Genomic DNA, 26,728 nt, shown 5'->3' with positions numbered 1-26,728 from the left:
CAGCGTTGTCGCGGCGCGGATCGCCGAGCCGCATGCCGGTCGGTCGCCGCGGTTGCACGATCGGCCAGCCGAACAGCTGCAGATCGCGGAACAGCCCGCACCGACGACATCCTCGCCGCACGCGATCCGTCGCTGCCGGCGTTCTGATTGCCGGCGGGGCCGGGCGCGGCAGCGGCGCCCGGCGCGCGCCGTTACATGTGCGTGCCGGCGTGCGCGCGGCCGCCCGGGTCGCCGCCCCGATCGGGCGGCGTATTGTTCTGATCGATCTTCGCGAGCACGAAGCCGGCGTGCGGCAACGCGCCGGGCGAGCGGTGCATCGCCTGCTCGACGACGTCGTGCGGCGATGCGGCGGGGAAACCGGATGACGTCGCGCCCGGTTGGGCGAACGCCGGAAGGGAGGCGACCGCCAGGGCGGCGGCGACGATCGCGTGCGTGTTCATGGTGGCTCCTTCACGACTGACTGCGCGACTGACTGCGGGCAACGTCATCAGTCTAGGGCGCGAAACTTAACGCGTCGTGAAGGTGCCATGGCGCACGGATGACAGGATGTTCATGTGCGCCGCGACGCTCAGGCCGGCGTCGACACCAGTGCGCAGAAGTTCTCGAGATCGACGTTGCCGCCGCTGATCACGACACCCACGCGTTTGCCCTGCAGCGCGTCCTTCATCCGTCGCGCGGCGGCGAACGCCAGGCAGCCGGTCGGCTCGACGACAATCTTCATACGGGTGGCGAAGAAGCGCATGCAGTCGATCAGCTCCGCGTCGGTCGCGGTCAGGATGTCGTCGACGTCGCGGCGGAGGATCGGGAACGTCAGGTTGCCGAGGTATTGCGTCTGCGCGCCGTCGGCGATCGTGCGCGGCGTGTCGATCCGCACGATCGCGCCGGACCGGAACGATTGCTGGCCGTCGTTGCCGGCTTCGGGTTCCACACCGTACAACTTCGCGTGCGGCGACAGCGCGCGGGTCGACAGCGCGGTGCCCGACAGCAGCCCGCCGCCGCCGAGCGGCGCGAACACCGCGTCGAGCGGGCCGACTTCGTCGAACAGTTCCTTGGCCGCCGTGCCCTGGCCGGCGATCACGTCCGGATGGTCGTAGGGCGGCACCAGCGTGAGCCCGTGCCGTTCGGCAAGATCGCGCCCGATCTGCTCGCGGTCCTCGGTGTAGCGATCGTAGGTCACGACGTTGCCGCCATAGCCGCGCGTCGCGGCCATCTTCGCGGCCGGCGCATCCTGCGGCATCACGATCGTCGCGGGAATACCGAGGATGCGCGCCGACAGCGCGATCGCCTGGGCATGGTTGCCGGACGAGAACGCGACGACGCCGTGGCGGCGCTGTTCGGCGTTGAAACGCGACAACGCATTGAACGCGCCGCGGAACTTGAAGGCGCCCATGCGCTGCAGGTTCTCGCACTTGAAGAACACCTGCGCGCCGAGCGCTTCGTCGATCGTTCGCGACGTCATCACCGGCGTGCGGTGCGCATGGCCTTCGAGCCGGGCCGCGGCCGCGGCGACGTCGTCGTACGTGGGGAGGGTCGGAGAGTTCATGGTTGCTCGAGAGTCGGAAAGGTCAGTCAACTGGAAAGCAGGGCCCCGCGTCACTTCGCGTCGTTGTAGACGGTCGCGCGCGAGACGCCGAGATGCTGCGACACGATCTCCATCGCGCGGCGCACCTCGAGGAAGCCGTCGGCCTTCAGCGTCTGCAGCAGCTCGCGGCGCTGGTCGGTCTTCAACTCGCGGGGCGTCGTCGCGAGGCGCGTCGCGAACGCGTCGATGCGCTGCCGGATCGCGTCCGCCCCGGCCGGATCGAGCGTGTCGACGACGGCCTCGCCGTCCGTGCGGCAGAACTGGTTCAGCATGCCCTGGAAGCCGCGGAACAGCGTGACGTCCGCATTCAGGCACAGCGCGGCCACGTAGCGCCCGGTTGAATCCTTGATGCCGATCGACGTGCTTTTCGCGGTGCGGCCGTCCGCGAAGCGGTTCGGGTAGTTCGCGAGCACCTGCGGGAAATCGTCGTCGGCGATGCGGGCGAGGCCGAGTTCGGTCGCCGGATCGCCGACCGCGCGCCCGGACAGGTTGTTGTGGATCGCGAGGATCGCGTGTTCCGGCGTGCGCAGGTCGTGCACGACGACCTCGGTGAACGGCGCGAACATCTCGCCGAGCCCTTCGGCGATGCGCTGCACCTGTTCGATCAGCGACGCCTGTTCGGACGACGGTGGCGTGCGGCGCGTGCTCATGCGTTTTCCCGGGGCGACGGGGCGTCGGCCGTTTCCGGCCGCGTGATGTCGGCCAGCAGCGGCCGGGCGATGCGCACGTAGTCGGCCGAGTCGAGCACGACCGAGCGGTCGAGGCGGCCCGCGTTGAAGGCGATCTCCGCGTTGCGTTCGACCAGCGCGGGATCGACGACGAGCGTGACGTTCGCGTCGAATACGAACGGCGGCACGGCGCCCATCACGCAGCGCGTGACGGCGGCCGCGACATCGGGCGACGCGAGCGTCGCCTTGCGGCGGCCAACTGCCTCGGCAACCTTGCGGAAGTCGATCTTCAGGTGGCCTGGGATCACGGCGAGCGCGGTCGCGTCGCCGCCGTCCTTGAACGTGCAGAGCATGGCCTTCGCCCCCTGTTCGGGGCGCGTGCCGCGGATCGCGGCGATCACGTCGGATTTACCTTCCGCCGGATGTTCGAGCACGCGGAAACGTGCACCGGACGTATTCAGCAGATCGCACAGCGTGTCGAAAACGGGAGAGTCGTTCATGTCGCTCCGGGCGGGAAGGCGCGCATCGCGGCGCGCGGGGAGCGAGCGTGCCGCTCGCTATCGATGGATTGTCCAAGTATAGACGTTTTGTCATGAGATAGGGCAACAGCGGGTGCGCCCGTGCGGGGTCTTTCTCCAACTGCGAAAGGCCGTTTCGTATTGCGAAATCTCCGCGAAGTTCCCGTCGCGCCGCCTTTCCGCCGCTTGAAAACTTGTTTTGCATCGCAAAATCGATCTGCTATCTCATTGAAAAACAAGGAAAATTTATATCTTATGTCTTATATAAGAGTTGGTCGAAAGCGCGCCGGACAGGATTAATATTGAGTCCATGCAGTTCGCTTCGTCACACGAAGCGGGCACGCTGAACCCTTTACTCAAATGCGCTTCGTTCCCAGGAGATAGACATGTCCCAATATCAAGACGACATCAAGGCAGTGGCTGGCTTGAAGGAGAACCACGGCAGCGCGTGGAACGCCATCAGTCCCGAGTATGCCGCCCGCATGCGTGCCCAGAACAAGTTCAAGACCGGCCTGGACATCGCGAAGTACACCGCGAAGATCATGCGCGCCGACATGGCCGCGTACGATGCCGACCCGGCCAAGTACACGCAGTCGCTGGGCTGCTGGCACGGTTTCATCGGCCAGCAGAAGATGATCTCCATCAAGAAGCACTTCAACAGCACCGAACGCCGCTACCTGTATCTGTCGGGCTGGATGGTCGCCGCGCTGCGCTCGGAGTTCGGCCCGCTGCCGGACCAGTCGATGCACGAAAAGACCTCGGTCAGCGCGCTGATCCGCGAGCTGTACACGTTCCTGCGCCAGGCCGACGCCCGTGAGCTGGGCGGCCTGTTCCGCGAGCTGGATGCGGCGAAGGACGCGACTGCCAAGGCCGCGATCCAGGAAAAGATCGACAACCACGTGACGCACGTCGTGCCGATCATCGCCGACATCGACGCGGGCTTCGGCAACGCGGAAGCGACCTACCTGCTGGCCAAGCAGTTCATCGAAGCCGGCGCCTGCTGCATCCAGATCGAAAACCAGGTGTCCGACGAGAAGCAGTGCGGCCACCAGGACGGCAAGGTCACGGTGCCGCACGAGGATTTCCTCGCGAAGATCCGCGCGATCCGCTACGCGTTCCTGGAACTGGGCGTGGACGACGGCGTCATCGTCGCGCGTACCGACTCGCTGGGCGCCGGCCTGACCAAGCAGATCGCCGTGACGACCACGCCGGGCGACCTGGGCGACCAATACAATGCGTTCCTCGATTGCGAAGAGCTGTCGGCGGATCAGCTGGGTAACGGCGACGTCGTCATCAAGCGCGACGGCAAGCTGCTGCGTCCGAAGCGCCTGCCGAGCAACCTGTTCCAGTTCCGCGCCGGCACGGGCGAAGCGCGTTGCGTGCTCGATTGCATCACGTCGCTGCAGAACGGCGCCGACCTGCTGTGGATCGAAACCGAAAAACCGCATATCGCGCAGATCGGCGGCATGGTCAGCGAGATCCGCAAGGTGATCCCGAACGCGAAGCTGGTGTACAACAACAGCCCGTCGTTCAACTGGACGCTGAACTTCCGTCAGCAGGCGTACGACGCGATGAAGGCCGAAGGCAAGGACGTGTCGGCCTACGACCGTGCGCAGCTGATGAGCGTCGAGTACGACGAGACCGAACTGGCCAAGCTCGCCGACGAGAAGATCCGCACGTTCCAGGCCGACGCGTCGCGTGAAGCCGGCATCTTCCATCACCTGATCACGCTGCCGACATACCACACGGCCGCACTGTCGACCGACAACCTGGCCAAGGAATACTTCGGCGACCAGGGCATGCTCGGCTACGTGGCGGGCGTGCAGCGCAAGGAAATCCGCCAGGGCATCGCCTGCGTGAAGCATCAGAACATGTCCGGTTCGGACATCGGCGACGACCACAAGGAATACTTCAGCGGCGAAGCGGCGCTGAAGGCGGCAGGCAAGGACAACACGATGAACCAGTTCTCGTAATCGCCGGTCCCGCAGCACGACGCCAGCCCTTCGGGGCTGGCTTTTTTTTATTCGCTCGATTCCCGCGCCTTGGCCGCGCACGGCCTTCAAGACGTACTGGCTCGTCCACTACATCGATCTGGTCGAAATCGACGAAGCGTCCGCAGCTGTCCATCATGTCAGCCACGTTGCGCTGGAACGGCGACGTTCCGCACGTAGCGGAAATTGTCCGGCGTATCGATCGCGACGCGCGCGTGATGACCGTGCCACACGTCGCGAACGTGCCGCTGCAGCGTGTCGGCCTGCCGGACGAAATCGCGCGCGACGCTGTTCCTCGCGCGTGATGACGTGTCGTATCGCAACGGCGCCGGACTGGCCGTCGACGACGGGATGGCGGCGGGCGCGTATTACCCCGGATTGCCGGGCGCGCCGTTTTGAGCAGGGGCGTGCGCCGGGCATTCGACCGGGATGTTTGTGTGCGCAACCTAATTCAGGGTTTGCCTGAGTAGCGAAAACGCGAATTCGCCGGGCCTGCATGCGCGTTTTTCATGTGCGCGGCCAGCGGGCCATTTGTTCCGTTTTCACCAAACCCTTGCCCGACGGACGTTTCGTGCGATTCGTCCCCGGCCGCGCTCGGACCGGCGCAGCCGGCATGACCTGCCGGCAACGCATGTACCCGCGCATCGTCACAATTGTTTCTTGTTGCAACGCAACGCCCGCCCAATATCGGCGATGGTATGCTGACCGGCATGGAAGTTGTAAGGCAGGTTGCATGCATGGCGAAACTCGCGTTCGCATCTTCTAACGAGACATCACATCCTCTCGCCCGCCTCGCGGCATCGACACGCGCCCCGCGCGCGTGCTCCGCGTCGCGCGTTGCTGCGACCTGCGCGCCGATCGCATCCCCCATCTCGCGGGCTCGCCCGCATCCCCCATCCTCGCCCAATAATCCGGAGACATTTCCATGTCGCAAAACACCATGGCCGAAGCGACGCACGGCCCGCTGATCGCTCCACCGGCTTTCGTCAAACATCGCAAGCTGATCGACTGGGTGTCGCGCATCGCGGCGCTCACGGAGCCCGAACGCGTCGTGTGGTGTGACGGTTCGCAGGAAGAATACGACGCGCTGTGCCAGGCGATGGTCGACCAGGGCACGCTCACGCGCCTGAACCCGGCGAAGCGCCCGAACTCGTATCTCGCGCAGTCGGATCCGTCGGACGTTGCGCGCGTCGAGGATCGCACGTTCATCTGCGCGGCCTCGCGCGACGACGTCGGCCCGACCAACAACTGGATCGAGCCGGCCGAAATGCGCGAGACGCTCAACGGGCTGTTCCGCGGCTCGATGCGCGGCCGCACGCTGTACGTCGTGCCGTTCTCGATGGGCCCGCTCGGCTCGCCGATCGCGCACGTCGGCGTCGAACTGTCCGACAGCCCGTACGTGGCGGTGAACATGCGGATCATGACGCGCATGGGCCGCGACGTATACGACGTGCTCGGCGAGGACGGCGAATTCGTGCCGTGCGTGCACAGCGTCGGTCATCCGCTCGAAGCGGGCCAGCAGGATGTGCCGTGGCCGTGCAACCCGGTCAAGTACATCGTGCATTTCCCGGAAACGCGCGAAATCTGGAGCTTCGGCTCGGGCTACGGCGGCAACGCGCTGCTCGGCAAGAAATGCTTCGCACTGCGCATCGCGTCGACGATGGGCCGCGACCAGGGCTGGCTCGCGGAACACATGCTGATCCTCGGCGTGACGTCGCCGGCCGGCAGGAAGTATCACGTCGCGGCCGCATTCCCGTCCGCGTGCGGCAAGACCAACTTCGCGATGCTGATTCCGCCGCAGGGCTTCAACGGCTGGAAGGTCACGACGATCGGCGACGACATCGCGTGGCTGAAGCCCGGCCGCGACGGCCGCCTGTATGCGATCAATCCGGAAGCCGGCTTCTTCGGCGTCGCGCCGGGCACCGGCGTGAAGGCGAACCCGAACGCGATCGCGACGCTGACGAAGAACGTGATCTTCACGAACGTCGCGCTGACGGAGGACGGCGATGTGTGGTGGGAAGGGCTGACCGATACGCCGCCCGCGAAGCTGACCGACTGGCAGGGCAATCCGTGGACGCCGGAGATCGGCAAGGAGACGGGCCGCAAGGCCGCGCATCCGAATTCGCGCTTCACGGCGCCGGCCGCGCAGTGCCCGTCGATCGACGACGACTGGGAGAACCCGGCCGGCGTACCGATCGACGCGTTCATCTTCGGTGGTCGACGCTCGACCACGGTGCCCCTCGTGACCGAGGCGCGCGACTGGATCGAAGGCGTGTACATGGCCGCGACGATGGGCTCGGAGACGACCGCCGCCGCGGTCGGCCAGCAGGGCATCGTGCGTCGCGATCCGTTCGCGATGCTGCCGTTCTGCGGCTACAACGTCAGCGATTATTTCGCGCACTGGCTCAAGCTCGGCAAGCAGCTCGAAGCCGCGGGCGCCACGTTGCCGAAGATCTACTGCGTGAACTGGTTCCGCAAGGACGCGAACGGCAAGTTCGTGTGGCCGGGCTTCGGCGAAAACATGCGCGTGCTGAAGTGGATGCTCGATCGTCTCGAAGGCACGGGCGGCGGCGGCGAGCACGCGTTCGGCGTCTCGCCGGCGTATGAAGACCTGCATTGGGACGGCCTCGATTTCACGCGCGAACAGTTCGACGCGGTGACGTCGATGAACGCGGACGAATGGCGCGAGGAACTGAAGCTGCATGCGGCGCTGTTCGACACGCTGAAGCTGCGTTTGCCCGCTGAAATGACCGACACGATGAAGAAGATCGAGGCGCGCCTCGGCGTGTAACGATCCGGATCGTCGTATCGACGTACCAGCGCTGACGTCCCGCCGCCGGCATGCCTCGCCGGCGGCGGGACGTTTTTGCATCCGCCTCGCTTGCTGCGCGCTGCAATGCGCGACGACTTCGTCGACCGCGCGTTGCACGTCGCCGCGCCCCGTGTAGATCGCGACATCGGGCAACCGCGGATGCTCGCGGTCGAGCGGGGTACGTCCCGCGGGTTGCCGGCTCTGTGAGCGATCGCCGCGAAACAGTCGGCGACGCCCACGTTCTCGTCGCAGACTATCGCCAGCCTTCAGCCGAGATCGAGCGCGTTCGTCAGGTCGCCCGGCGGCGTCGCGCCGCGTGCGGCGAACGCGTTGTTGCGCAGGACCACGCCGTCGAGCGGTGCGAGCCCGTGCACGCGGCTGATGAAACGCAGGATCGAGTTCGTGTCGTACAGCGTGTGATCGACGAAGCCCTGCTTCGCGAACGGCGAGATCACGAGCGCCGGAATCCGCGAACCGGGGCCCCAGCGGTCGCCGACCGGCGGCGCGACGTGATCCCACCAGCCGCCGTTCTCGTCGTGCGTCATCACGATCACCGTGTTTTCCCATTGCGGACCGCGCCGGATATGGTCGATCACGGTCGCGATGTGACGGTCGCCCGATTCGATGTCCGCGTAACCCGCATGCATGTTCAGGTTGCCTTGCGGCTTGTAGAACGTGACGGCCGGCAGGCGGCCCGCGTCGATGTCGGCGATGAAGTGATTGGTCGACGGATCGTCGCCGAGCCCCGCGTCGCGCAGATGCCGGCGGCGGGCTTCGGTGCCCGGCGCATAGTTCGCGAAGTAGTTGAACGGCTGGTGGTGGTACTGGAAATCGGGCACGGTGCCCGTGTCGCGATGCTCGAGCGCGTACTGCCACGCGCCGCTGTACCACGCCCAGTCGACGTTCTTCTCCGACAGGCGGTCGCCGATCGTCGCATAGCCCTGCGGCGGCATCACGCGATGGTCGGCCGGGTCCGCATACGCGGCGTTGCCCGGGTCGGGCGGCGGCACGTAGCTCGGCTGGTACGGCGGCGCCATCGTGTTCACGCCGTAGCCGTCCGGCGTCAGCGGGCCGTCGGCCGCGAACTTCGGCGGGCCGTCGAGCGCGGACGCGGGCGAATCGTCGGCGAGCTTCAGGCGCGTGCCGGCCGGATCGTCGCCTTCGACCTTCGACAGCAGTTTTGCCGCATGCGGGTGCTTGTGCGCGTCCGGATACAGCGGCGGCTGCGCGGAGATCAGGAACATGTGGTTCATCCACGAACCGCCGAAGGCCGCCATGAAGAAGTTGTCGCACAGCGTGTATTGCCGCGCCAGATTCCACAGCCGCAACGAATCGGCCGAGTTGCGGTAATGACCCATCACGAGGCCGCCCGAATCGGCCCACGCGGCGAACTGGTTGTTGCGGCCGGCCGCGATCTGCATCTGGTTCTGGTAGAAACGGTGCCACAGGTCGCGCGTGATCACGCCGTTCGGCAGCGGCCGGCCCTGCGCGTCGGCGATCCGGAACGGCGCGTTCGGCAGCCGGTCGATGTCGCGCTCGGCGATCGCATAGCGCTTGCCGTCCACTTCCTGCGCCTGCGGCACGAGCCCGCCCCAGATCTTCGGCAGCACCGGCAGCGGCGTCTTGCCGTCGCGATCGAGCTGCTGCGCGTGTTCGGGCCGCACGTCGCCGAGCGGGTACTGGACGCCGGGGAAATCGCCGTACAGGTTCGCGAAGCTGCGGTTTTCCGCGTAGATCACGACGATGTGGCGCACGCGCTGACGCAACACCTCGTCGATGCGCAGGTCGGCGGCCGAACGCGGCGCGGTGCCCGCGGTGGTTTCGCAGCCGCCGAGCGCGACACCGGCGCCGAGCGCGGCGAGGCCGCCGAGCAAGCGGCGGCGGTCGGGGTCGGCGGGAAGGTCGTCGGGGCGATCGGGGGTATCGGTCACGTCGTGGGCTCCTCGATTGGGCGGGTGGGCGGTGTCGTTCTATGCGCGGCGGCGTCGCTCGGGCTGCCGCGATGCGTGACGGGAGGCAATTGCCGGTCGTGGCGCGGAAAGCGCAGGTGACCGAATTGTCATAAAAATGTCACGAATGCGACTATACCGCGCCGAGTGCCGCGAATGAAAGCCGTTTGTCGGACGCGTCGACGCGCGCGGCAGGCGATGCGGGACGCCCGCGCGCGAGCTAGACTGGATTCAGGGGCGGCGCGTCGTGGCGCGGCGTGCCGCCCGGGTGACGATCGCCCGGCGGCGCCGGCCGACGGCGTCGTCGCGGCGTCGTCGATCCGATGCAGCGAGGCGACCCAGCGAGGCGATGATGGTGCGAATGGCCGTCGTGTTCGCACGGCTGCCGATGCCGCGTGCCGGTTGCGCGCGCGTGTCCGCGTGAGCGCACGCCGCGCAACGCACGAGGCCGGCCCGATGTCATGGACAGGAAATTCGACTATCCGGGATTGCTGATCGCGGCGGGCTTCTTCGTGCTGTTCGCTGCGCAGTTGCTGATGCTGCATCCGGCGTCGGCGCCGATTGCATACAGCGATTTCCACAAGCTCGTCGCCGCGCGGCTTGTCGACGATCTCGAGGTCGGCCCCGCGTCGATCTCGGGCACGCTGAAGATGCCGCGGGCCGGCACGATGCTGCCGGCATCCGAAGCCGCGGCCGTGCAGCAGGCCGGCGCGCCGTGGCGCTTCACGACCAACCGCGTGACCGACGAGCACCTGACCGACACGCTGACCGCCGCCGGCATCCGCTATCACGGCACGCCCGACACGGGCTGGATCGCCGCGCTCGCGTCTTGGCTGCTGCCGCTCGTGCTGCTCGTGTTCGCGTGGAACATGATGTTGCGCAGACGCGGCGGGCTGCAGGACTTCACGGGGATGGGCAAGAGCCGCGCGCGCGCGTACGTGCAGCAGGAAACCGGCATCACGTTCGACGATATCGCGGGCATCGACGAGGCGAAGGCCGAGCTGCAGCAGCTCGTCGCGTTCCTGCGCAATCCCGATCGCTACCAGCGGCTCGGCGGCAAGATCCCGAAGGGCGTGCTGATCGTCGGCGCGCCGGGCACGGGCAAGACGCTGCTTGCGCGCGCGGTGGCCGGCGAGGCGGCCGTGCCGTTCTTCTCGATCAGCGGGTCGGCATTCGTCGAGATGTTCGTCGGCGTGGGCGCGGCGCGCGTGCGAGACCTGTTCGAGCAGGCGCAGCAGAAGGCGCCGTGCATCGTATTCGTCGACGAGCTCGATGCGCTCGGCAAGGTGCGCGGCGTCGGCCCGATGTCGGGCAACGACGAGCGCGAGCAGACGCTCAACCAGCTGCTCGTCGAGATGGACGGCTTCCAGGCAGGCTCGGGCGTGATCATCATGGCCGCGACGAACCGCCCCGAGATCCTCGATCCCGCGCTGCTGCGGCCGGGCCGCTTCGATCGCCACATCGCGATCGACCGGCCCGACGTGAACGGCCGCCGGCAGATTCTCGGCGTGCACGTGAAGCGCGTGAAGCTCGCGGCCGACGTCGACCTCGGCGAACTCGCGTCGCGCACGCCGGGCTTCGTCGGCGCCGATCTCGCGAACGTCGTCAACGAGGCCGCGCTGCACGCGGCCGAACTCGGCAAGCCGGCGATCGGCATGGCCGATTTCGACGAGGCGATCGACCGCGCGCTGACCGGACTCGAGCGCAAGAGCCGCGTGATGAACGCGCAGGAGAAGCTGACCATCGCGTATCACGAAGCCGGTCATGCGCTCGTCGCGGAAAGCCGCGCGCATTGCGACCCGGTGAAGAAGGTGTCGATCATTCCGCGCGGTGTCGCCGCGCTGGGCTACACGCAGCAAGTGCCGACCGAGGATCGCTACGTGCTGCGTCGGAGCGAGCTGCTCGACCGGATCGACGCGCTGCTCGGCGGGCGTGTCGCGGAAGAGCTCGTGTTCGGCGATGTCTCGACCGGCGCGCAGAACGATCTCGAACGCGCGACCGCGATGGCACGCCACATGGTCATGCAGTACGGGATGAGCGAGAAGATCGGGCTCGCGACGTTCGACGACGGCGAGGCGCGCCAGGGCATGCCCGGTGCGTGGCAGACAGGCGCGGGTCGCTGCAGCGAGCATACGGCACGGATGATCGACGACGAGGTGCGCATGTTGCTGGCCGACGCACATGCGCGGGTGGTCGCGACGCTCGGCGAGCGCCGCGACGCGCTCGAGCGTATCGCGCGACGGCTGCTGCAATGCGAGGTGCTCGAGCGCGAGGCGCTGCAGGCACTGATCGACGGGCGCAGCGAACCGCCGCCGCCGGCAGCGGCGCCCGACGGCACCGCCGGACCGCGCGGCGATGCGCTCGCGCCGGAGCAGGCGTCGGCGGTCGAGCGCGATTTCGTCGCGTGCGGGCCGCCGCGCGAACCCGAACGCTGAATGCGCGTCGCGGGCCCGCGAACGGTGCATGCCGCTGCGGCGATGCGCCGGCCTTCCTGTTCCCCTTTCCAGACACGGAGCCGCCATGAGCGAGGCGCACGTATCCGTCGATGTCGCGCAGCAGGCGCGCTTTTGCTTCGAAGTCAGGTTTGCCGGCACGACGCTGTCGCCGGTGCTCACCGACGAGCGGCCCCCGCTCGGCGACGGGCGCGGGCCGAACCCGGTCCGGCTGCTGGCCACGGCGGTCGCGAGCTGTCTCGCGGCGAGCCTGCTGTTCGCGCTGAACAAGCAGCACGTCGATCCGCAGCCGATTGCCGCGCATATCGACGTCGCCATGGTGCGGAACGAAGCAGGGCGCGTGCGCGTAGGCGCGATGAACGTGCGGTTGTCGATCGGCAGGACATGGGCCGATCTCGGGCGGCGACGCGCGAGCTCGATCAGTTCGATGCGTATTGCGTGGTGACCGAGCGCATGCGCGCGGGCATTCCGATTTCGGTCGACGTGTGCGACGCGAACGGTACGACGCTGGAATGCGCGGCGACCAAGGCGTGACGGTGTGTCAGTGCGTCACGATTCGGTCGCGGCCGCGACTTCGGCCGCTTCGGCGAGCGCGTCGAGAAAGCGGGTGCGCCACCAGTGCACGTCGGTCTGGCGCACGATCGCCATCAGCGCCGAGTGACGCTGGCGGCGCTCTTCGAGCGGCATCGTGAGCGCGCGCTGGATCGCCTGCGCGGTGCCTTGCGTGTCGTACGGATTGACGAGCAGCGCCGGCTTCAGCTGCTCGGCCGCGCCGGCGAAGCGCGACAGCACGAGCACGCCCGGATCGGTTGCGTCCTGTGCGGCGAGGAACTCCTTCGCGACGAGGTTCATGCCGTCGCGCAGCGGCGTGACGAGCGCGACGCGGCTCGCGCGATAGAGGCCCGGCAGGCGCTTGCGCGCAACCGTGCGGTGAATGTAGCGCATCGGCATCCATTCGAGTTCGCCGTAGTCGCCGTTGATCGCGCCGCACAGGCTGTCCATTTCGCGCCGCAGGTCGTCGTAGGCGCCGAGATTCTCGCGGCTCGGCGCGGCGATCTGGATCAGCGTCGCGCGATCGCGGTTCTCCGGATATCGTTCGAGCAACTGGCGGAACGCATGCACGCGCTGCGGCAATCCCTTCGTGTAATCGAGCCGGTCGACGCCGACGAGCAACTGGCGGCGCGAATATTCGTCGCGCATCCGGTCGAACATGTCGAGGCCGTCGCGATCGCGTGCGAGCGATTCGAATTCGTCGACGTTGATGCCGATCGGGAATGCCCCGGCCGACAACGTGCGGCCGAACGCGCGCAGGCGGCCGTCCGGCAGTCGCGCGGCACCGGCTTCCGCTTCGACGTAATGCTCGAAGTGCAGCAGATCCGATTCGGTCTGGAAGCCGACGAGGTCGTACGCGAACAGCGAGCGCATCAGCCATTCGTGTTCCGGGATCGCGGCCATGATCGGCGGCGGCGGCATCGGGATGTGCAGGAAGAAGCCGATCGGGTTCGTGCAGCCCATCGCGCGCAGCTCGGCCGCGAGCGGAATCAGCTGGTAGTCGTGGACCCAGATGGTGTCGTCGGGCCGCAGCAGCGTGCGCAGCTTGCGCGCGAACAACTGGTTCACGCGCCGGTAACCGTCGGCGAAGCGCCGGTCGAACTGCGCGAGATCGAGCCGGTAGTGAAACACCGGCCACAGCACGTTGTTCGAGTAGCCGAGGTAGTAAGCGTCGTAATCCTGCGGATCGAGATCGATCGTCGCGAGCTGGATGCCGCCGACGTTCTGGATCTGCACGTCGTCGCCGTGCGCCGGCTGATCCTCGTCGCCGCGTAGCCTGCCGCTCCAGCCGAACCATACGCCGCCGGTTTCCTGCAGGCTGTCTTTCACGGCGACGGCGAGGCCGCCGGCCGCGGCTTTACGGGGATCTGCGATGCGATTGGATACGACGACGAGTCGGCTCACCAGCTCTCCTGACGATTGTTGGGGGAAAGGTTCGTGCGGCCGAGGCGCGAGAAGCTGACGCCGCCATCGACGCGCCGTGCGCGATGCGATGGGGCCGCAGTGCGATCGGGCGGGAGTCAGGGCATGCGATTCGCCGTCCGGTCGAGGGTGCTTTTTTTAGGATACTCGTCATTCGCTCGTTTTAAAAGTCTCCATCGACGAGCGGCGCGGGAGGCAATGCAGCGCGATTTCCATGATGGCGGAATGGCCATGCGCACCAGGCGGGCGGGATCGAAACTTGCGCGACACGGCCCATGCGGCGCGCGTCATGCCATGCGGAGCGTCCGTCCGCATGCGTGCCGTGAACGCGCGGCGCGGACCGACGACGCGCGAAACGGCGTGCGCGTCGTCGTCTCCCGGACGTATCGGCTATACGGCGGGTTACACGGCGGCCGGTTGCCAGTGACGCATGTCGGCCTCGTGCGCATGTACGCCGTGCGACGTCACATGCGCACCGGACGGCATCCGGAATGCGGCGACCGTTTCGGACAGTTCGCGGCCCTGCGCCTCGAGCGACTTCGATGCGGCCGCGGCCTGCTCGACGAGCGCCGCGTTCTGCTGCGTCGTCTCGTCCATTTGCGTGATCGTCAGGTTCACCTGGTCGATGCCGCGGCTCTGCTCGGCCGAGGCGGCCGCGATCTCGCCCATGATGTCCGTCACGCGCGCGACGGCCTGCGTGACGTCGGACATCGTCTTGCCGGCTTCCCCCGCGAGCGCCGAGCCGTCCTGGATCGTCTGCACCGACGCGGAGATCAGCTCCTTGATTTCCTTCGCTGCCGTCGACGAGCGTTGCGCGAGACTGCGCACCTCGCTCGCGACGACCGCGAAGCCGCGACCCTGTTCGCCCGCGCGTGCGGCTTCGACAGCCGCGTTCAGCGCAAGGATGTTGGTCTGGAAGGCGATGCCCTCGATGATGCCCGTGATGTCGGCGATCTTCGACGAGCTTTGGCCGATTTCCGTCATCGTGTCGACCACGCGGCCGACCACCGAACTGCCGCGCTGCGCGACGTCCGATGCATTCGCGGCGAGCGTGCTTGCCTGTTGCGCATTCTCCGCGTTCAGCCGCACCGTCGACGTGAATTCCTCCATCGTCGCGGCGGTTTCCTGCAGCGACGCGGCCTGTTCCTCGGTGCGCTGGCTCAGGTCGAGGTTGCCCGACGCGATCTCGCTCACCGCGTGCGCGATGCTGTTCGACGAATCGCGCACGCGCCCGACGATGCCGATCAGCCGCTCGTTCATCGTTCGCAGCGCGTCGAGCAGGTCGCGCGTTTCGTCGTTGCCGCTGACCTCGATGCGGCTGCCGAGATCGCCGTTCGCGACCGTGCGTGCGACGTCCACCGCCGAGCCGATCGGCACCGTGATCTTGCGCGTAAGCCACAGACCGCCGGCCACGGCGACCGCAACCGCGATCAGGCAGATGCCGGCCAGCAGGTTGCGCTCCATCGCGTAGCGGTCCGCGAACTGCTGCGCGAGCGCGAGTTCGCGTTCATGCGTATAGGTTGCATACGCATCGGTCGCGCGCACCAGCTGCGCGAGCAGCGGGCGGCAGTTGTCGTCGATGTCGGCGGTCGCCTCGTCCTTCTTGCCGGCCTGCGCGAGCCCGACGATGCGCAGCGCGACGGGCCCGTAATTGCCCTCGATGCGCACGATGTCGCCCACCAGTTCGCGTGCGCGATCGGAGGTATCGGTTGCGTTCGCCATCATGTCCTTGAGCTTCGCGAGACGTTCCTGGACGTCCTTGTGCGCCTGGTTCACTTCGGCGAGTTCGGCTTCGACGTCGGACGGCTTGGTCACGAGCACGAGGTTGCGCGCGGCGATCGCGCGACGGTCGACCGCGGTGCGGATTTGCGCGGACAGGTTCGCCCGCGCGCTGATGCCGTTCATGTAGCGGGAGAACTCGGCGTTCGTATCGGACAGTGCCTTGAGGGCCATGCCGGACACGATCACGACGACCGCGGCGAGCAGGCCGAAGCCGCCAAGGAGTTTTGTCTTGATGCTCATTCTGGCGATTTTCACGTTGTGCCCCTGCGTGAGTAGTTGGCAAATGGAATTTATTGTTCGACCAGATACGGGCTCGTGCCGGCATTAACGGGTATACCGGATGATTCTTTACCCTTCGAAAACCCTGATATTCGTTTTTTTAGCGCTGGAAGCGTTGTCCGGAGGGGATTCTTGATCCAGATCAAAAAACGCGGATCGCCCTTGATTCAAGGGTTTATACATGGAATTTGAAACCGGTTTTATTGGTGAAACAAGAAACTTCTATTTTATTTGCAATCGTCTGACGATTTTGATTCGATTTACGGGTGAATAACGGAATTTCGTTTTCGGAAAATCGGGGAGAGCGCCGGTCCGGGTGTGCGTCGCTTGATTGGCGCAATGGGCGGGTGAACGGAAACGGGCGCGCCCTGCAGGCGCGCCGGAGCGGCCCGCGGCGGACGCCGCGAGCCTTGGGAGGGTCAGAACGTGGTGCGCAATCCGGCCATCACGCTGCGCCCGCCTTCGGGCGCGAAGCCGCGCACGACCGACGTCGAATAGCGGATGTCCTGGTTCGTCAGGTTGTCGCCGCGCAGGTACGCGAGCCAGTGCGTCGGGCCGACGCGGAACTTGTAGGTCAGCATCACGCCGAGCGAGGTATAGCCGTCCGTCGAAAAATCGTTGTCCGGCACGCGATGCTGCGACCACGCGTGCGTGACCTGCGCGCGCGCGCCGAACGGCCCGTAGCCGTAGTCGGCCGCGAGCGTCGCGCGCAGCGGCGCGATGCGCGGCAGCGGCCGGCCCGTGTCGACGTTGCGCGCGTGGGTGTAGTCGGCCGTCAGTTCGAGGTCGACCGTGTGGCCGCGCCGCGAGAACGCGCGCCACTTGCCGTCCAGTTCGACGCCGTAGAACTCGGCGCGCACGCCGCGATAGATCGCCTCGTTGAGCGAGCCGTCGGTGCCGGGCGCGACGGGGTCGCCGTCGTCGTCCACGACGCGGCCGGTGTTGTACTCGGTCAGGTAGTTCGAGAAGCGGTTGTAGAACACGCCGACACTGCCGCGGTTCGGGCCGCTCGCGTAGCGCAGCGACAGGTCGGTCGACACGGCTTTTTCCTTCGACGCATTCGGGTTGCCGATCAGGAACTGGCCGGTCGCATCGTGCGGGCCGTTCGAATACAGCTCGTAGAAGGTCGGCGCGCGTTCGGTGTACGCGACGTTGGCCGCGACCGACCATACCGGCGTCAGCGAGAACAGCGCGCCGGCGGACAGGCTGCCCGCGTTGAAGTCGCGCGGTTGCGCGCCCGCGAATTTCTCGACGCCGGCCGGATCGGGATCGACCTTCACGTGCTCGAAGCGCCCGCCGAGGCTCAGCTTCAGCGCGGGGACGACCTGCCATTCCTCGAGGCCGAACAGCGCGACGCTGTTGGTGCGCGTGGACGGCACGAGCATTTCGTCGCCGAGCGCGGAGAACGTGTTCTGGCCGAACTGCACGCCGATCGCGCCTTCGAACGGGCCGATCTTGCGATGCCGCGCCTCGATGCGCGCCTCGTAGCCGCGATTGCGGAAGGTGGTCGCCGTCTCGCCGTTGTCGACTTCCTTGTGGCGATAGTCGGTGTACGCGAAATCGAACTTCAGCTTCGTAAACGGCCCGCTCAGGTTGCGCACCTCGGATGCGAGCGCCAGGCGTTCCTGGCGCATGCGCAGCCGCACGTCGCTTTCCGCGACGGAACCGTAGTTCGATTCGTAGCCGCTATAGGACAGGCCCGCGAAGCCGTCGGCCCACGTGTACGACGCGCCGACCGCGCCGCCGTGCACGCGTCCGTCGCTGTTCGGCACGCTGCCTTCCGGTTGCGGCGTGTCGGGGCCGTCGATCGCGCGTTGCTGGCTGCTGCGCGCGTAGCCGGGAATCCGCAGCTTGCTGGTTTCTCGGTCGAACGCGTCGACGTGGAACGCGAAGCGGCCGTTGCCGCCTTCGACTTGCGCGGCGCCCGCGCGCACGGAATTCGCGCCGCCGTAGCGCGCGTCGAGCGCACCCGCCACGCCCTGGATCGCTTCGCGCGGAATGCGGTTGTCGATCGTGTTGACGACGCCGCCCACCGCGTTGCCGCCGTACAGGAGCGCGGCCGGGCCGCGCACGATCTCGACGCGTTCGATCGACAGCGGATCCTGCGGCACCGCATGGTCGTACGACAGCGACGACGCATCGTAGGCCGCGACGCCGTTCTGCAGCAGCCGGATCCGGTCGCCGTCCATCCCGCGGATGATCGGGCGGCCGACCATCGGGCCGTAAGTCGTGGTCGACACGCCGGGCAGCCCGTTGAGCGTTTCGCCGAGCGAATCGGCCTGGCGGCGCGTCAGAGCATCGCCGGAAAGCTGGACGGTGGGCGCGATCAGCTCGGTGTCGCCGAGCGGGTTCGCGGTCACGAAGATCGGCGCGAGCGGGGCGGCGGCGGGCGTGCCGGACGAGGCGGGCGCATCGGTCTGCGCGTGGGCGACGGCGGCGAACACCATCAGCGACAGGGACGAGAGCGGGCGAAGCGGTAAGCGAGGGAGGTCGCGCATGGTCGGTGAATCGGTTGGAATCGGATCGGATAACGAGCGATGCGGATCACGGCTGGATACGATATATTGTTGCGTCAATGACGCGCAGTGACCCGTTGAAACATGGCTCGACGAGGCCCGGTCGCTCAACGCGGGATGGCGTCGGGCGGACGAGTTCGCGAAATGATATGTTATATCATTACAAAATCCAAGCTGAACGGCTGTCGGCGCGGGGCTTCAGCCCGATCGCCGGGAGGGCGGCGGCGAGCGGGCGGTGTCCGCCGCTGCGAGCTTCGTCCCCGCTGCGACCGTGGCGAATCCGCGCCGGTCGACGCATCCGTCCCGATGCGTTGACCCGTATCAACGTGCTCCGACGCCGAAACCGGATACTGGGTCGCTCATCGACCAGACAGGAGCAACGCATGACCCAGACCATGAAAGCGGCCGTGGTACACGCGTTCGGCGAGCCGTTGCGCATCGAGGAAGTCCCGATCCCTGCGCCGGGGCCCGGCCGGATTCTCGTCAACATCAAGGCGTCGGGTGTCTGCCATACCGATCTGCACGCGGCGGACGGCGACTGGCCGGTCAAGCCGTCGCTGCCGTTCATTCCGGGCCATGAAGGCGTGGGCATCGTTGCCGCGGTCGGCGCGGGCGTCACGCACGTGCGCGAGGGCGACCGCGTCGGCGTACCGTGGCTCTACACGGCATGCGGCCATTGCGAGTACTGCTGCACGGGCTGGGAAACGCTGTGCCACGGCCAGCAGAACACCGGTTATTCGGTGAACGGCAGCTACGCGGAATACGTGCTGGCCGATCCCGATTACGTCGGCCAGTTGCCCGCGCAGGTGGCATTCGACGAGATCGCGCCGATCCTGTGTGCAGGCGTCACGGTCTACAAGGGCATTCGCGTCACCGATACGCGCCCGGGCCAGTGGCTGGCGATCTCCGGCATCGGCGGTCTCGGGCACGTGGCCGTGCAATACGCGCGTGCGATGGGCCTGCACGTCGCGGCCGTCGACATCTCGCCCGACAAGCTCGCGCTGGCACGGCAACTGGGCGCGCAGCTGACGATCGATGCGTCGGTCGACGACCCCGCGAAAGTGATCCAGAAGGAAATCGGCGGCGCGCACGGCGTGCTCGTCACGGCCGTGTCGCGCAGCGCGTTCGCGCAGGCGCTCGGGATGGTCCGGCGCGGCGGCACGGTGGCGCTCAACGGGTTGCCGCCGGGCGATTTCCCGTTGCCGATCTTCTCGACCGTGCTGAACGGCATCACCGTGCGCGGGTCGATCGTCGGCACGCGGCGCGATCTGCAGGAGTCGCTCGATTTCGCGGCGGACGGCCTGGTGCGCGCGCACATCCACCGCGACCGGCTCGCCAACATCAACGACGTATTCGCGAAGCTGCGGGAAGGAAAGGTCGACGGACGCATCGTGCTGACCGACATGCAGTGAGGCCGTGACCCTGCGCGTGCCGCCGCGCGCCGACCGGCATCGTGCGGCGGCGCGGCGGTCAGCCTCGCATCACGGTGCGAAGAACACGTCGGTGCGGTTCGTCAGGTTGCCCGCGTTGGTCTGCACGAAGAACGGGTGGAACGACGATGACGGGAGCACGTCGAGCCCCTGGTAGTCGCCGATGAAGAATCCTTCGGCGTTGGGGGCGAGCTTCATGTCGAACGGGCCGCCGACGCGCCGCTCGTCGGCGAACGTCGTGCCGCCGTCATGCGAGATCTTGCGCCAGAAGCCGGTCGGCAGCGTCGTCGTGTTGCCGGCCTGCAGATCGCGGAAGTCGTAGTAGGTGACCATCACGGCGCCCGTGTTGTCGACGCGCACCGACGGATTGAACGCGGGGCGCCCGGTCGGCGTGTTCAACTGCTGCGGCGTGCTCCACGTCGCGCCGCCGTCCTTCGACGTCGAGACGGCGATCTCGTCGTACTTGCCGCCGTTGAAGCGGCTGTCCTGCCACACCACGTAGAGCTGCCCCGAGGCCGGATCGATCGCGGGTTCCGGAATGATGTCGCCGGTGCGCACGGGCTCGCCGGTGTTCGGGTCGGTGACGCCGACCGTCTGCAGCCCCGCGATCACCCGTGGCTTCGTCCACGTCGCGCCGTCGTCGCTCGACTGGATGAACGCGACCTTGCCGGCGGCCTTGCTGAACGGCGGCTGGATCAGGTCGAAGAAGTCGTAGAGCGTGCCGCTCTTCGGATCGACGACGATCTGGTTGCCGATCGTCTGCTGACGCGACGGCACGTTGACGATGACTTTCGCGGCGCTCCATGTCTTGCCGCCGTCGGTCGTCTTCGAGAACAGCGTCGGTCCGCGGAACGCCTGCGTATGCAGGTTCGCGTACGGGTTGCCGTTCGGCAGCTCGAGGCGGTCCCATACCGCATAGGCGGTGCCGGCCTTCACGGGGTTCGCCGTCACCGATTCCTTGTCGTTGAAGAACTGCGTCGTCGGCTCGTCGTTCGCGATCAGCACGGCCGGGCTGCTCCACGTCTGTCCGCCGTCGGTCGATACCGACGCGGCCACCGCGTTGGCGTTGTTCGACTGGTTGAACGAGATCGATACCGAATACGCGGTGCCGTCCGGCCCGAACGATACCCACGGATCGGACGCGCGCTCGTACTTCAGCCCGCCCGGCGCGCATGCGCTGAACGGCTGCGGCGTGCGGGCCCAGGTCGCGCCCGCGTCGAACGTGTAGCCGGCGACGAGCCCGTGGGCGCCGCCGTTCGACCAGCGGTCCTGCTGCCACACGCCGATCATGTTCGTCGGGTTCGCGGGGTTGACCGCGAGCCACGGCTCGACTTCGGCATTCACGTAGTTGGTGCCGGGGCCGCCGATGGTGCACGCGACGAACGGGCTCGGGCCGGACACGACGACAGGCTCGGCGTGCGCCGCGGCAGCGGCGGCCATCGCCATCGCGGCGGACAGGCGGGTGACAAGCGAAGGGGACACGATCGTGCGTCGCATGGACTGCTCCTCGTTGACGGGCGGTGGCGACGAGATGGCGCGCGCACGGCCACGCGAGCCGGGGCGCGGCGAATCGTGCCGCGCCCGCCGCTGCGTGCCGTTCAGGATGCCGCTTCAGTCATCGCGATCCGCGTGCGCTGGAATCCGCCAGCACATCGGTTAAGACTCCTCTTCATTTTCATTGCTTGTCGGGTGTGCCTGGGAGGTCGACTCGGCGGGAAGGCCGGTCCGGGCATGCGACGAATGTGTCGAGGTGGATTGCAATGTAGGTGATTCGAATGCTGCCCGACAGGCAGTTTTTTGTAACAGTAAGTAGCCGGAAAGCGTTGCCGGCGGTGTGTGCCGGCCACGCAAAATTTGCCGTCGCGACGGCATGGAAATCGAATCGATAACGCGAATCGCAATTGCTTCGATTGATGCCGGTGCGGCCCGGTGACGGACGGGGAGCGCGCCGTTCAGCGCTCGGCCGGAAACCGGTCCTGCAACGCGTGCAGCCAGCGGGCGACGACATCGAGTTCGTCGTCGGAAAACCCGTCGCACAGCTTGCCGTTCAGTTCGCGCAGCAGCACGCGCGCGCGCTTGAGCGCCGCGTGGCCGTCGTCGGTCAGGTACAGCCGCGTTGCGCGGCCGTCGTCCGAATCGGCGTGACGCGCGATGAGGCCGGCCTTCGCCATGCGGTCGGCGAGGCCCGTCATCGCGGACGGCGCGAGTTGCAGCGCGGCGCCGACTTCGCCGATCAGCGCGCCGTCCTGCTTCGCGAGACAGAACAGCGCGCCGGCCTGCGCGGCGCTCGCGCGCGTCTCGGTTTCGGCCTTGCGGTCGATCCAGCGCTGCACGCGCCGCTGGCCGATGTTCAACATGAAAAAGAGTCGTCGGTCTTCGCTCAAGCTGGGTTCCCGGCTGCAATGGAAAGGGAGGGACGGCCCGCGGTGCGCGGCGTGTCGAGTGCCCGCGCGAGCCAGTCGGCCACGTCGGGCCACAGCACGGTGCCGGGCCGGCTGCGAAAGAAGCCCATGTGCCCGACCGGGCCGCTGCCCGCCGCGTGCGGATCGATCTGGCGGCGTTCGACCTGTGCGCGGGTCAGATAGCTTACCAGCAGGCCGATCGCGGCCGGGTTCGCCCACGGATCGTCGTCGAAGCCGAGCGCGAGAATCGGCAACCGTTGCTTCGCGAAGCGCTCGGCCGCGCCGAGCGTCGGATCGTCGAAGAAATAATGCGGCAGCGTCGTCCAGCGGCTCCATTCGCGGAACACGCCGGCCGGCAGATCCTCGCCGAGCCCGAGCCGCTTGCCGGGTACGTAGCCGAGCAACATGGACGTCAGCGGGCCGAGCACGCGCAGGATCAGCCGCACCTTCACGCGTTCGGCCGCCCGCGCGATCAGCCGCGTGCTGCCCGCATGCGCGGCGACGAGCACCGCCGCGCGCAGGTGCGGCGTCGCGGCGGACAGTCCGATCGCATGCCCGCCGACACTGTGGCCGACCGCCAGCAGCGGCAGACCTTCGTACGCCTGCCGCGCCCATGCGGTCGCGGCGCCGACGTCGAGCTCCATCCAGTCGCGCATGCGCGAGCGCAGCGCGGCCAGGAGCGCGGGCCGCGACGCGCCGATGCCGCGGTAGTTGTAGGTCAGCGCCGCGAAGCCGCGTTCGGTCAGGAAGCGCGCGAAGCCCGCATACAGCCGTTCGGGCACGGCCGTTGCCGGATGGATCAGCACCAGCGCGCGCGGCGCGGCGTCCGGCGACCACAGCGTGCCGCGCAGCGTGTAGCCGTCGGCGGCGGAAAACTCGATGGGTTGGGAGGTCATGGCCGTGCTCGTTCCGGGTAGTTGTTTCGCATACGAAATATAGTCCCGGATTTATTTCGCGCACGAAATATCTATCGAGTAATCATTCGAACGGCGAACGGCGAACGGCGAACGGCGAACGGCGAACGGCGAACGGCGGCGGTCCGGGGCGAGTCCGGTGCGATTGCACTCGCTTCATAAAATATTTGCATCTTTACAAAGAAGAATATTGCGTTTGTCTCATAAAGCAGATCGACGTATCGTCACCGGTTTCATCCGGTCCGCCTTTCGTAGCACTCGGCGGACGACGCGGCGCCGCCTTCGCGGGGCCGCCTGCCAACCTTCCGGGAGATCACGTTGTCGAGCCGAATCGTCATGGCGCTCTTGCTGGCGCTTGCCGCCCAGCCGGGCTTTGCCAAGGACACCGTCACGCTGCGCGTCGGTGAACAGAACTACTTCAACATCCAGGCGTCGATGGAGGCGTCCGGCGCGCTGAAGGACCTGCCTTACACGATCGAGTGGAAGCACTTCCAGGCCGCCGCTCCCGTCGCCGAAAGCCTGAACGGCAATGCGATCGACGTCGGCTTCCTCGGCGATTCCGCGCTGCTGACGCTGGCCGCGCGCGGCGCGCCGGTCAAGGTCGTCGCGGTATCGCGGCAAAGCCTCGACGGCGTCGCGATCCTCGTGCCGAAGGATTCGCCCGTGCGCACCGTGGCCGACCTGCAGGGCAAGACCATCGCCGTCTGGCGCGGCGCGTGGAGCCAGCAGCTCGTGCTGCGCGCGCTCGAACACGCGGGCCTGCGCGCCGATTCGGTCAAGTACGCGTACCTGATGCCGATCGATGCGACCAACGCGCTCGCGAACGGCTCGGTCGACGCCGTGTCGCTGTGGGAGCCGTTCGTCAGCACCCTCGCGCTGCGGCAAGGCGCGCGGACGGTGACGACCGCGCAGGGGTTGATGCCCGCGCTGAGTTTCGTCGCCGCGAACGAGCAGGCCGCATCGGGCAAGCGCGCCGAGATCACCGACTTCCTGCGGCGCGTGGTGGCCGCGCGTCAGTGGGTCGACAGCCATCCGCGCGAGTACGCGGACCTATGGGCGAAGCGCGCGAAGCTCGAACCGGACGTCGCGTACCGCTGGCTGAACAACGCGAAGCAGCGCGTCGGCCCGGTCGACGAAACGGCCGCGAAGGACGCGCAGAATACCGCCGACTTCCTGCACAAGGCCGGCGTGATTCCGGTCGCATACGACACGTCGAAACTGCTCGACCGCTCGTATGCGGGCGCATTCGCGGTGCCCGCGCAGAAGACGGCCGCCGCGCAGTGACCGTCCGGCCATTCCGGCGATTTTCCCGATTCCCGATCGATCCACCCAAGGACATTCCGACATGCCAGTCGACATCATCGGCATGATCACCGCGACGCCCGGCGCGGAGGTCGACGTACCGGGCGGCGCGGCCGTCCAGCCCGATTACGTGCGCCGCTTCGCGCAGGCGCACGAGGCGGCCGGCTTCGACCAGATCCTGGTCGGCCATTTCAGCAACGCGGCGGACGGCTTCATCGTCGCGTCGTTCGCGGCCGCCGCGACCGAGCGCATCCGCATCCTGCTCGCGCATCGGCCGGGCGTGATCGTGCCGTCGGCCGCCGCGCGGCAGATCGCGACGCTCGACGTGTTCAGCGGCGGCCGGCTCGCGCTGAATGTCGTGTCGGGCGGCGACGACGCGGACCTGCAGCGCGACGGCGATTTCGTGCCGCACGATGCGCGCTACCGCCGCACCGGCGAATATCTCGACGTGCTGAAGCGGATCTGGCTGGCCGACGCGCCGGTCGATCACGACGGCACGTTCTACCGGCTGCGCGGCGCGTCGCCGCTCGTGAAGGGCACGCAGCGGCCGCATGTGCCGATCTATTTCGGTGGGTCGTCGCCGGCCGCGCTGGCGGTCGCGGGCGAGCATGCGGACGTCTACATGACCTGGGGCGAGCCGCTCGAAGCGGTGCGCGAGCAGATCGCGCGCGTGCGGGCCGCCGCCGCGCCGTTCGGGCGTGCGCCGCGTATCAGCGTGTCGTTCCGGCCGATCGTTGCCGATACCGAGGCGGCCGCCTGGGAGAAGGCCGAGGCGATCCGCGCGCGCGTGCGCGCGGCGCGGGTCGCGAACGGCCAGCCGATTGCCGGGCATGCGCCGCAGAATGCGGGCTCGCAGCGGCTGATGGCAGCGGCCGCACAGGGCGACGTGCTCGACGAGCGGTTGTGGATGGGGGTCGCGAACCTGACCGGCGCGCGCTGGAATTCGACCGCGCTGGTCGGCACGCCGGAACAGGTCGCGCGGGCGCTGGGCGCGTATTACCGGCTCGGCGTGTCGACGTTCCTGATTCGCGGGTTCGATCCGCTCGACGATGCGCTGGCCTACGGGCGCGACCTGATCCCGGCGATTCACGCGCATGTTGCGGAACTCGACCGGCATCAGGCAGCCGTGCCGGCATAGACGAACAGCCCGCACGTCGAATCGCCCCGGCAGGTCCCTCGCGGCATGCCGGGGCGATTGCATGGGCGGTTCAGAACGACGGCAACCCCGGCGGATTGGTTTCCGCGCGCGCGATCGCCTCGCTCTGCAACCCCCAACGCGCGAGCGCCTGCCCGTAACGACCGCTGCCGATCAGCGCATTCGTCGCGAGCGTCAGCGCCGGTGCGAGCCCGCTGCCGCGACGCGTCGCGATCGCGACATCGGCATTGGCCGGCCAGCCCGCATTGACGACGCCGACGCGGCGGATCTTGCCGCTGCGCGCGGCCTCGTACGCGAGCGACGCGTTCGGGTTCAGCTCCGCATCGGCACGGCCCGACAGCAGCGCGATGCGCGCCGTCGCATCGTCGTCGAAGTAGAGCAGTTCGGCCGGCTTCAGCCCCTGCGCGACGTTGCGCTTGCTCCATTCGAGCAGGATGCGCTCCTGGCTCGTGCCGGCGCCGGTGATGATCCGCAGGCCCGCGACGTCCTTCGGCTCGGCGATCTTCGCGATCGGGCTGCCGGTGCGCACGTAGAAGCCGTGCAGCCCGAGCCGGTAGGTCGTGAAGTCGTATTTCTCCTTGCGCTTCTCGGTCACGCCCACGTTCGAGATCACCGCGTCGTACTTGCCGGACGTCAGCCCGAGCGGCCAGTCGGCCCAGGCGATCGGCACCAGCACGAGCGTGCGGCCGAGCGCGTCGGCGACGAGCTGCGCGTAATCGGGATCGGCGCCGACCACGGTGCGCGCGTCGGTCGCGTAGGTCGACACGGGCGGCGCGTGCGGCGAAATCGCGACCGTGAATGCGCTGTCGCGCACCCAGCGGTAGGCGGCCGCCGCGCGGATCGCCGCGTCGTCGCGGTCCGCGCGCAGGCGGCCGGCCTGGCGCGGGTCGAGATCGGCGGTGGCCGCCGCCGCGTGCGCGGCCTGCCACGGCAGGACGGTCGCCGCGGCCAGCGCGGCGGTGATGAACTGGCGCCGGTCGGTCATCGTGCGGCTCCTTGC

The 26,728-nt window shown here is 67.7% G+C and carries 20 protein-coding genes; 8 read left to right on the top strand and 12 right to left on the bottom strand.

Annotated features, from left to right (window positions below; translation table 11 throughout):
• Positions 1–191 precede the first annotated feature (191 nt).
• The 4 genes from HWX00_RS20175 to HWX00_RS20160 all read right to left on the bottom strand — a co-directional run bounded on the left by HWX00_RS20175 (position 192) and on the right by HWX00_RS20160 (position 2,750).
• The gene (locus tag HWX00_RS20175) at positions 192–440 is read right to left on the bottom strand and encodes a hypothetical protein (RefSeq protein ID WP_049034878.1); all 249 of its coding nucleotides are present in this window, start codon (positions 438–440) and stop codon (positions 192–194) included.
• Between the two features lie 128 nt (positions 441–568).
• The gene (locus tag HWX00_RS20170; RefSeq protein ID WP_059556573.1) at positions 569–1,543 is read right to left on the bottom strand and encodes a threo-3-hydroxy-L-aspartate ammonia-lyase; all 975 of its coding nucleotides are present in this window, start codon (positions 1,541–1,543) and stop codon (positions 569–571) included.
• Between the two features lie 50 nt (positions 1,544–1,593).
• Entirely contained in the window at positions 1,594–2,232 is a 639-nt protein-coding gene (locus HWX00_RS20165; protein WP_049034881.1) for a helix-turn-helix transcriptional regulator, read from the bottom strand.
• Positions 2,229–2,750 (bottom strand): YbaK/prolyl-tRNA synthetase associated domain-containing protein, encoded by a 522-nt coding sequence (locus HWX00_RS20160; protein WP_049034883.1) that lies wholly within the window; start codon positions 2,748–2,750, stop codon positions 2,229–2,231. The genes HWX00_RS20165 and HWX00_RS20160 overlap by 4 nt, the downstream gene beginning before the upstream one ends.
• A 404-nt stretch (positions 2,751–3,154) precedes the next feature.
• Between HWX00_RS20160 and HWX00_RS20155 the strand changes: the two genes are divergently transcribed.
• The 3 genes from HWX00_RS20155 to HWX00_RS20145 all read left to right on the top strand — a co-directional run bounded on the left by HWX00_RS20155 (position 3,155) and on the right by HWX00_RS20145 (position 7,550).
• Positions 3,155–4,741, top strand: a complete 1,587-nt coding sequence (locus tag HWX00_RS20155; protein ID WP_034191313.1) for an isocitrate lyase — start codon at positions 3,155–3,157, stop codon at positions 4,739–4,741.
• Between the two features lie 155 nt (positions 4,742–4,896).
• A complete protein-coding gene (locus HWX00_RS37385; protein WP_226193956.1) occupies positions 4,897–5,064 on the top strand; it encodes a hypothetical protein in 168 nt (55 codons plus the stop codon).
• A 620-nt stretch (positions 5,065–5,684) separates the two neighbouring features.
• The gene (locus tag HWX00_RS20145) at positions 5,685–7,550 is read left to right on the top strand and encodes a phosphoenolpyruvate carboxykinase (GTP) (RefSeq protein ID WP_175027808.1); all 1,866 of its coding nucleotides are present in this window, start codon (positions 5,685–5,687) and stop codon (positions 7,548–7,550) included.
• 287 nt (positions 7,551–7,837) lie between these two features.
• Here the strand turns inward: HWX00_RS20145 and HWX00_RS20140 are convergent, their stop codons facing one another.
• On the bottom strand, positions 7,838–9,502 hold the full coding sequence (locus HWX00_RS20140) for an acid phosphatase (RefSeq protein WP_175027807.1): 1,665 nt from the start codon (positions 9,500–9,502) through the stop codon (positions 7,838–7,840).
• A gap of 479 nt (positions 9,503–9,981) precedes the next feature.
• Between HWX00_RS20140 and ftsH the strand changes: the two genes are divergently transcribed.
• Both ftsH and HWX00_RS20130 read left to right on the top strand, forming a co-directional pair.
• On the top strand, positions 9,982–11,955 hold the full coding sequence (gene ftsH / locus HWX00_RS20135) for an ATP-dependent zinc metalloprotease FtsH (protein WP_175027806.1): 1,974 nt from the start codon (positions 9,982–9,984) through the stop codon (positions 11,953–11,955).
• Between the two features lie 85 nt (positions 11,956–12,040).
• On the top strand, positions 12,041–12,418 hold the full coding sequence (locus HWX00_RS20130) for an OsmC family protein (RefSeq protein ID WP_226193954.1): 378 nt from the start codon (positions 12,041–12,043) through the stop codon (positions 12,416–12,418).
• Positions 12,419–12,522: 104 nt separating this feature from the next.
• Here the strand turns inward: HWX00_RS20130 and otsA are convergent, their stop codons facing one another.
• The 3 genes from otsA to HWX00_RS20115 all read right to left on the bottom strand — a co-directional run bounded on the left by otsA (position 12,523) and on the right by HWX00_RS20115 (position 18,506).
• Positions 12,523–13,929, bottom strand: coding sequence for an alpha,alpha-trehalose-phosphate synthase (UDP-forming) (otsA, locus tag HWX00_RS20125; RefSeq protein WP_034191319.1), 1,407 nt, complete (start codon positions 13,927–13,929; stop codon positions 12,523–12,525).
• 420 nt (positions 13,930–14,349) lie between these two features.
• Complete coding sequence (locus HWX00_RS20120) at positions 14,350–15,969, bottom strand: methyl-accepting chemotaxis protein (protein ID WP_082744613.1); 1,620 nt, start codon at positions 15,967–15,969, stop codon at positions 14,350–14,352.
• Positions 15,970–16,427: 458 nt separating this feature from the next.
• On the bottom strand, positions 16,428–18,506 hold the full coding sequence (locus HWX00_RS20115) for a TonB-dependent receptor (protein WP_226193952.1): 2,079 nt from the start codon (positions 18,504–18,506) through the stop codon (positions 16,428–16,430).
• 401 nt (positions 18,507–18,907) lie between these two features.
• Here HWX00_RS20115 and adhP point away from each other — a divergent pair, with 401 nt between their 5' ends.
• Positions 18,908–19,936, top strand: coding sequence for an alcohol dehydrogenase AdhP (adhP, locus tag HWX00_RS20110; RefSeq protein WP_059556564.1), 1,029 nt, complete (start codon positions 18,908–18,910; stop codon positions 19,934–19,936).
• 69 nt (positions 19,937–20,005) lie between these two features.
• Here adhP and HWX00_RS20105 read toward each other — a convergent pair whose 3' ends face one another.
• The 3 genes from HWX00_RS20105 to HWX00_RS20095 all read right to left on the bottom strand — a co-directional run bounded on the left by HWX00_RS20105 (position 20,006) and on the right by HWX00_RS20095 (position 23,252).
• The gene (locus tag HWX00_RS20105; RefSeq protein ID WP_034191323.1) at positions 20,006–21,451 is read right to left on the bottom strand and encodes a sialidase family protein; all 1,446 of its coding nucleotides are present in this window, start codon (positions 21,449–21,451) and stop codon (positions 20,006–20,008) included.
• 455 nt (positions 21,452–21,906) lie between these two features.
• Positions 21,907–22,338: a MarR family winged helix-turn-helix transcriptional regulator gene (locus tag HWX00_RS20100; RefSeq protein ID WP_034191324.1), complete on the bottom strand. Its 432-nt coding sequence runs from the start codon at positions 22,336–22,338 to the stop codon at positions 21,907–21,909.
• Entirely contained in the window at positions 22,335–23,252 is a 918-nt protein-coding gene (locus HWX00_RS20095; protein WP_175027805.1) for an alpha/beta hydrolase family protein, read from the bottom strand. Before HWX00_RS20095 ends, HWX00_RS20100 begins: the two co-directional genes overlap by 4 nt.
• Positions 23,253–23,606: 354 nt before the next feature.
• Here HWX00_RS20095 and HWX00_RS20090 point away from each other — a divergent pair, with 354 nt between their 5' ends.
• Both HWX00_RS20090 and HWX00_RS20085 read left to right on the top strand, forming a co-directional pair.
• The gene (locus HWX00_RS20090; RefSeq protein WP_049035346.1) at positions 23,607–24,554 is read left to right on the top strand and encodes an ABC transporter substrate-binding protein; all 948 of its coding nucleotides are present in this window, start codon (positions 23,607–23,609) and stop codon (positions 24,552–24,554) included.
• 61 nt (positions 24,555–24,615) lie between these two features.
• Positions 24,616–25,710 (top strand): LLM class flavin-dependent oxidoreductase, encoded by a 1,095-nt coding sequence (locus tag HWX00_RS20085; RefSeq protein WP_059556562.1) that lies wholly within the window; start codon positions 24,616–24,618, stop codon positions 25,708–25,710.
• A gap of 70 nt (positions 25,711–25,780) precedes the next feature.
• Here the strand turns inward: HWX00_RS20085 and HWX00_RS20080 are convergent, their stop codons facing one another.
• The gene (locus HWX00_RS20080) at positions 25,781–26,713 is read right to left on the bottom strand and encodes an ABC transporter substrate-binding protein (RefSeq protein WP_175027803.1); all 933 of its coding nucleotides are present in this window, start codon (positions 26,711–26,713) and stop codon (positions 25,781–25,783) included.
• Between the last annotated feature and the right edge of the window lie 15 nt (positions 26,714–26,728).

The organism is Burkholderia seminalis DSM 23518 (assembly GCF_902832885.1).
GTDB lineage: Bacteria > Pseudomonadota > Gammaproteobacteria > Burkholderiales > Burkholderiaceae > Burkholderia > Burkholderia seminalis.
The sequence above is the reverse complement of the archived record's forward strand: the minus strand, read 5'-3'. Positions and strand labels throughout refer to the sequence as shown.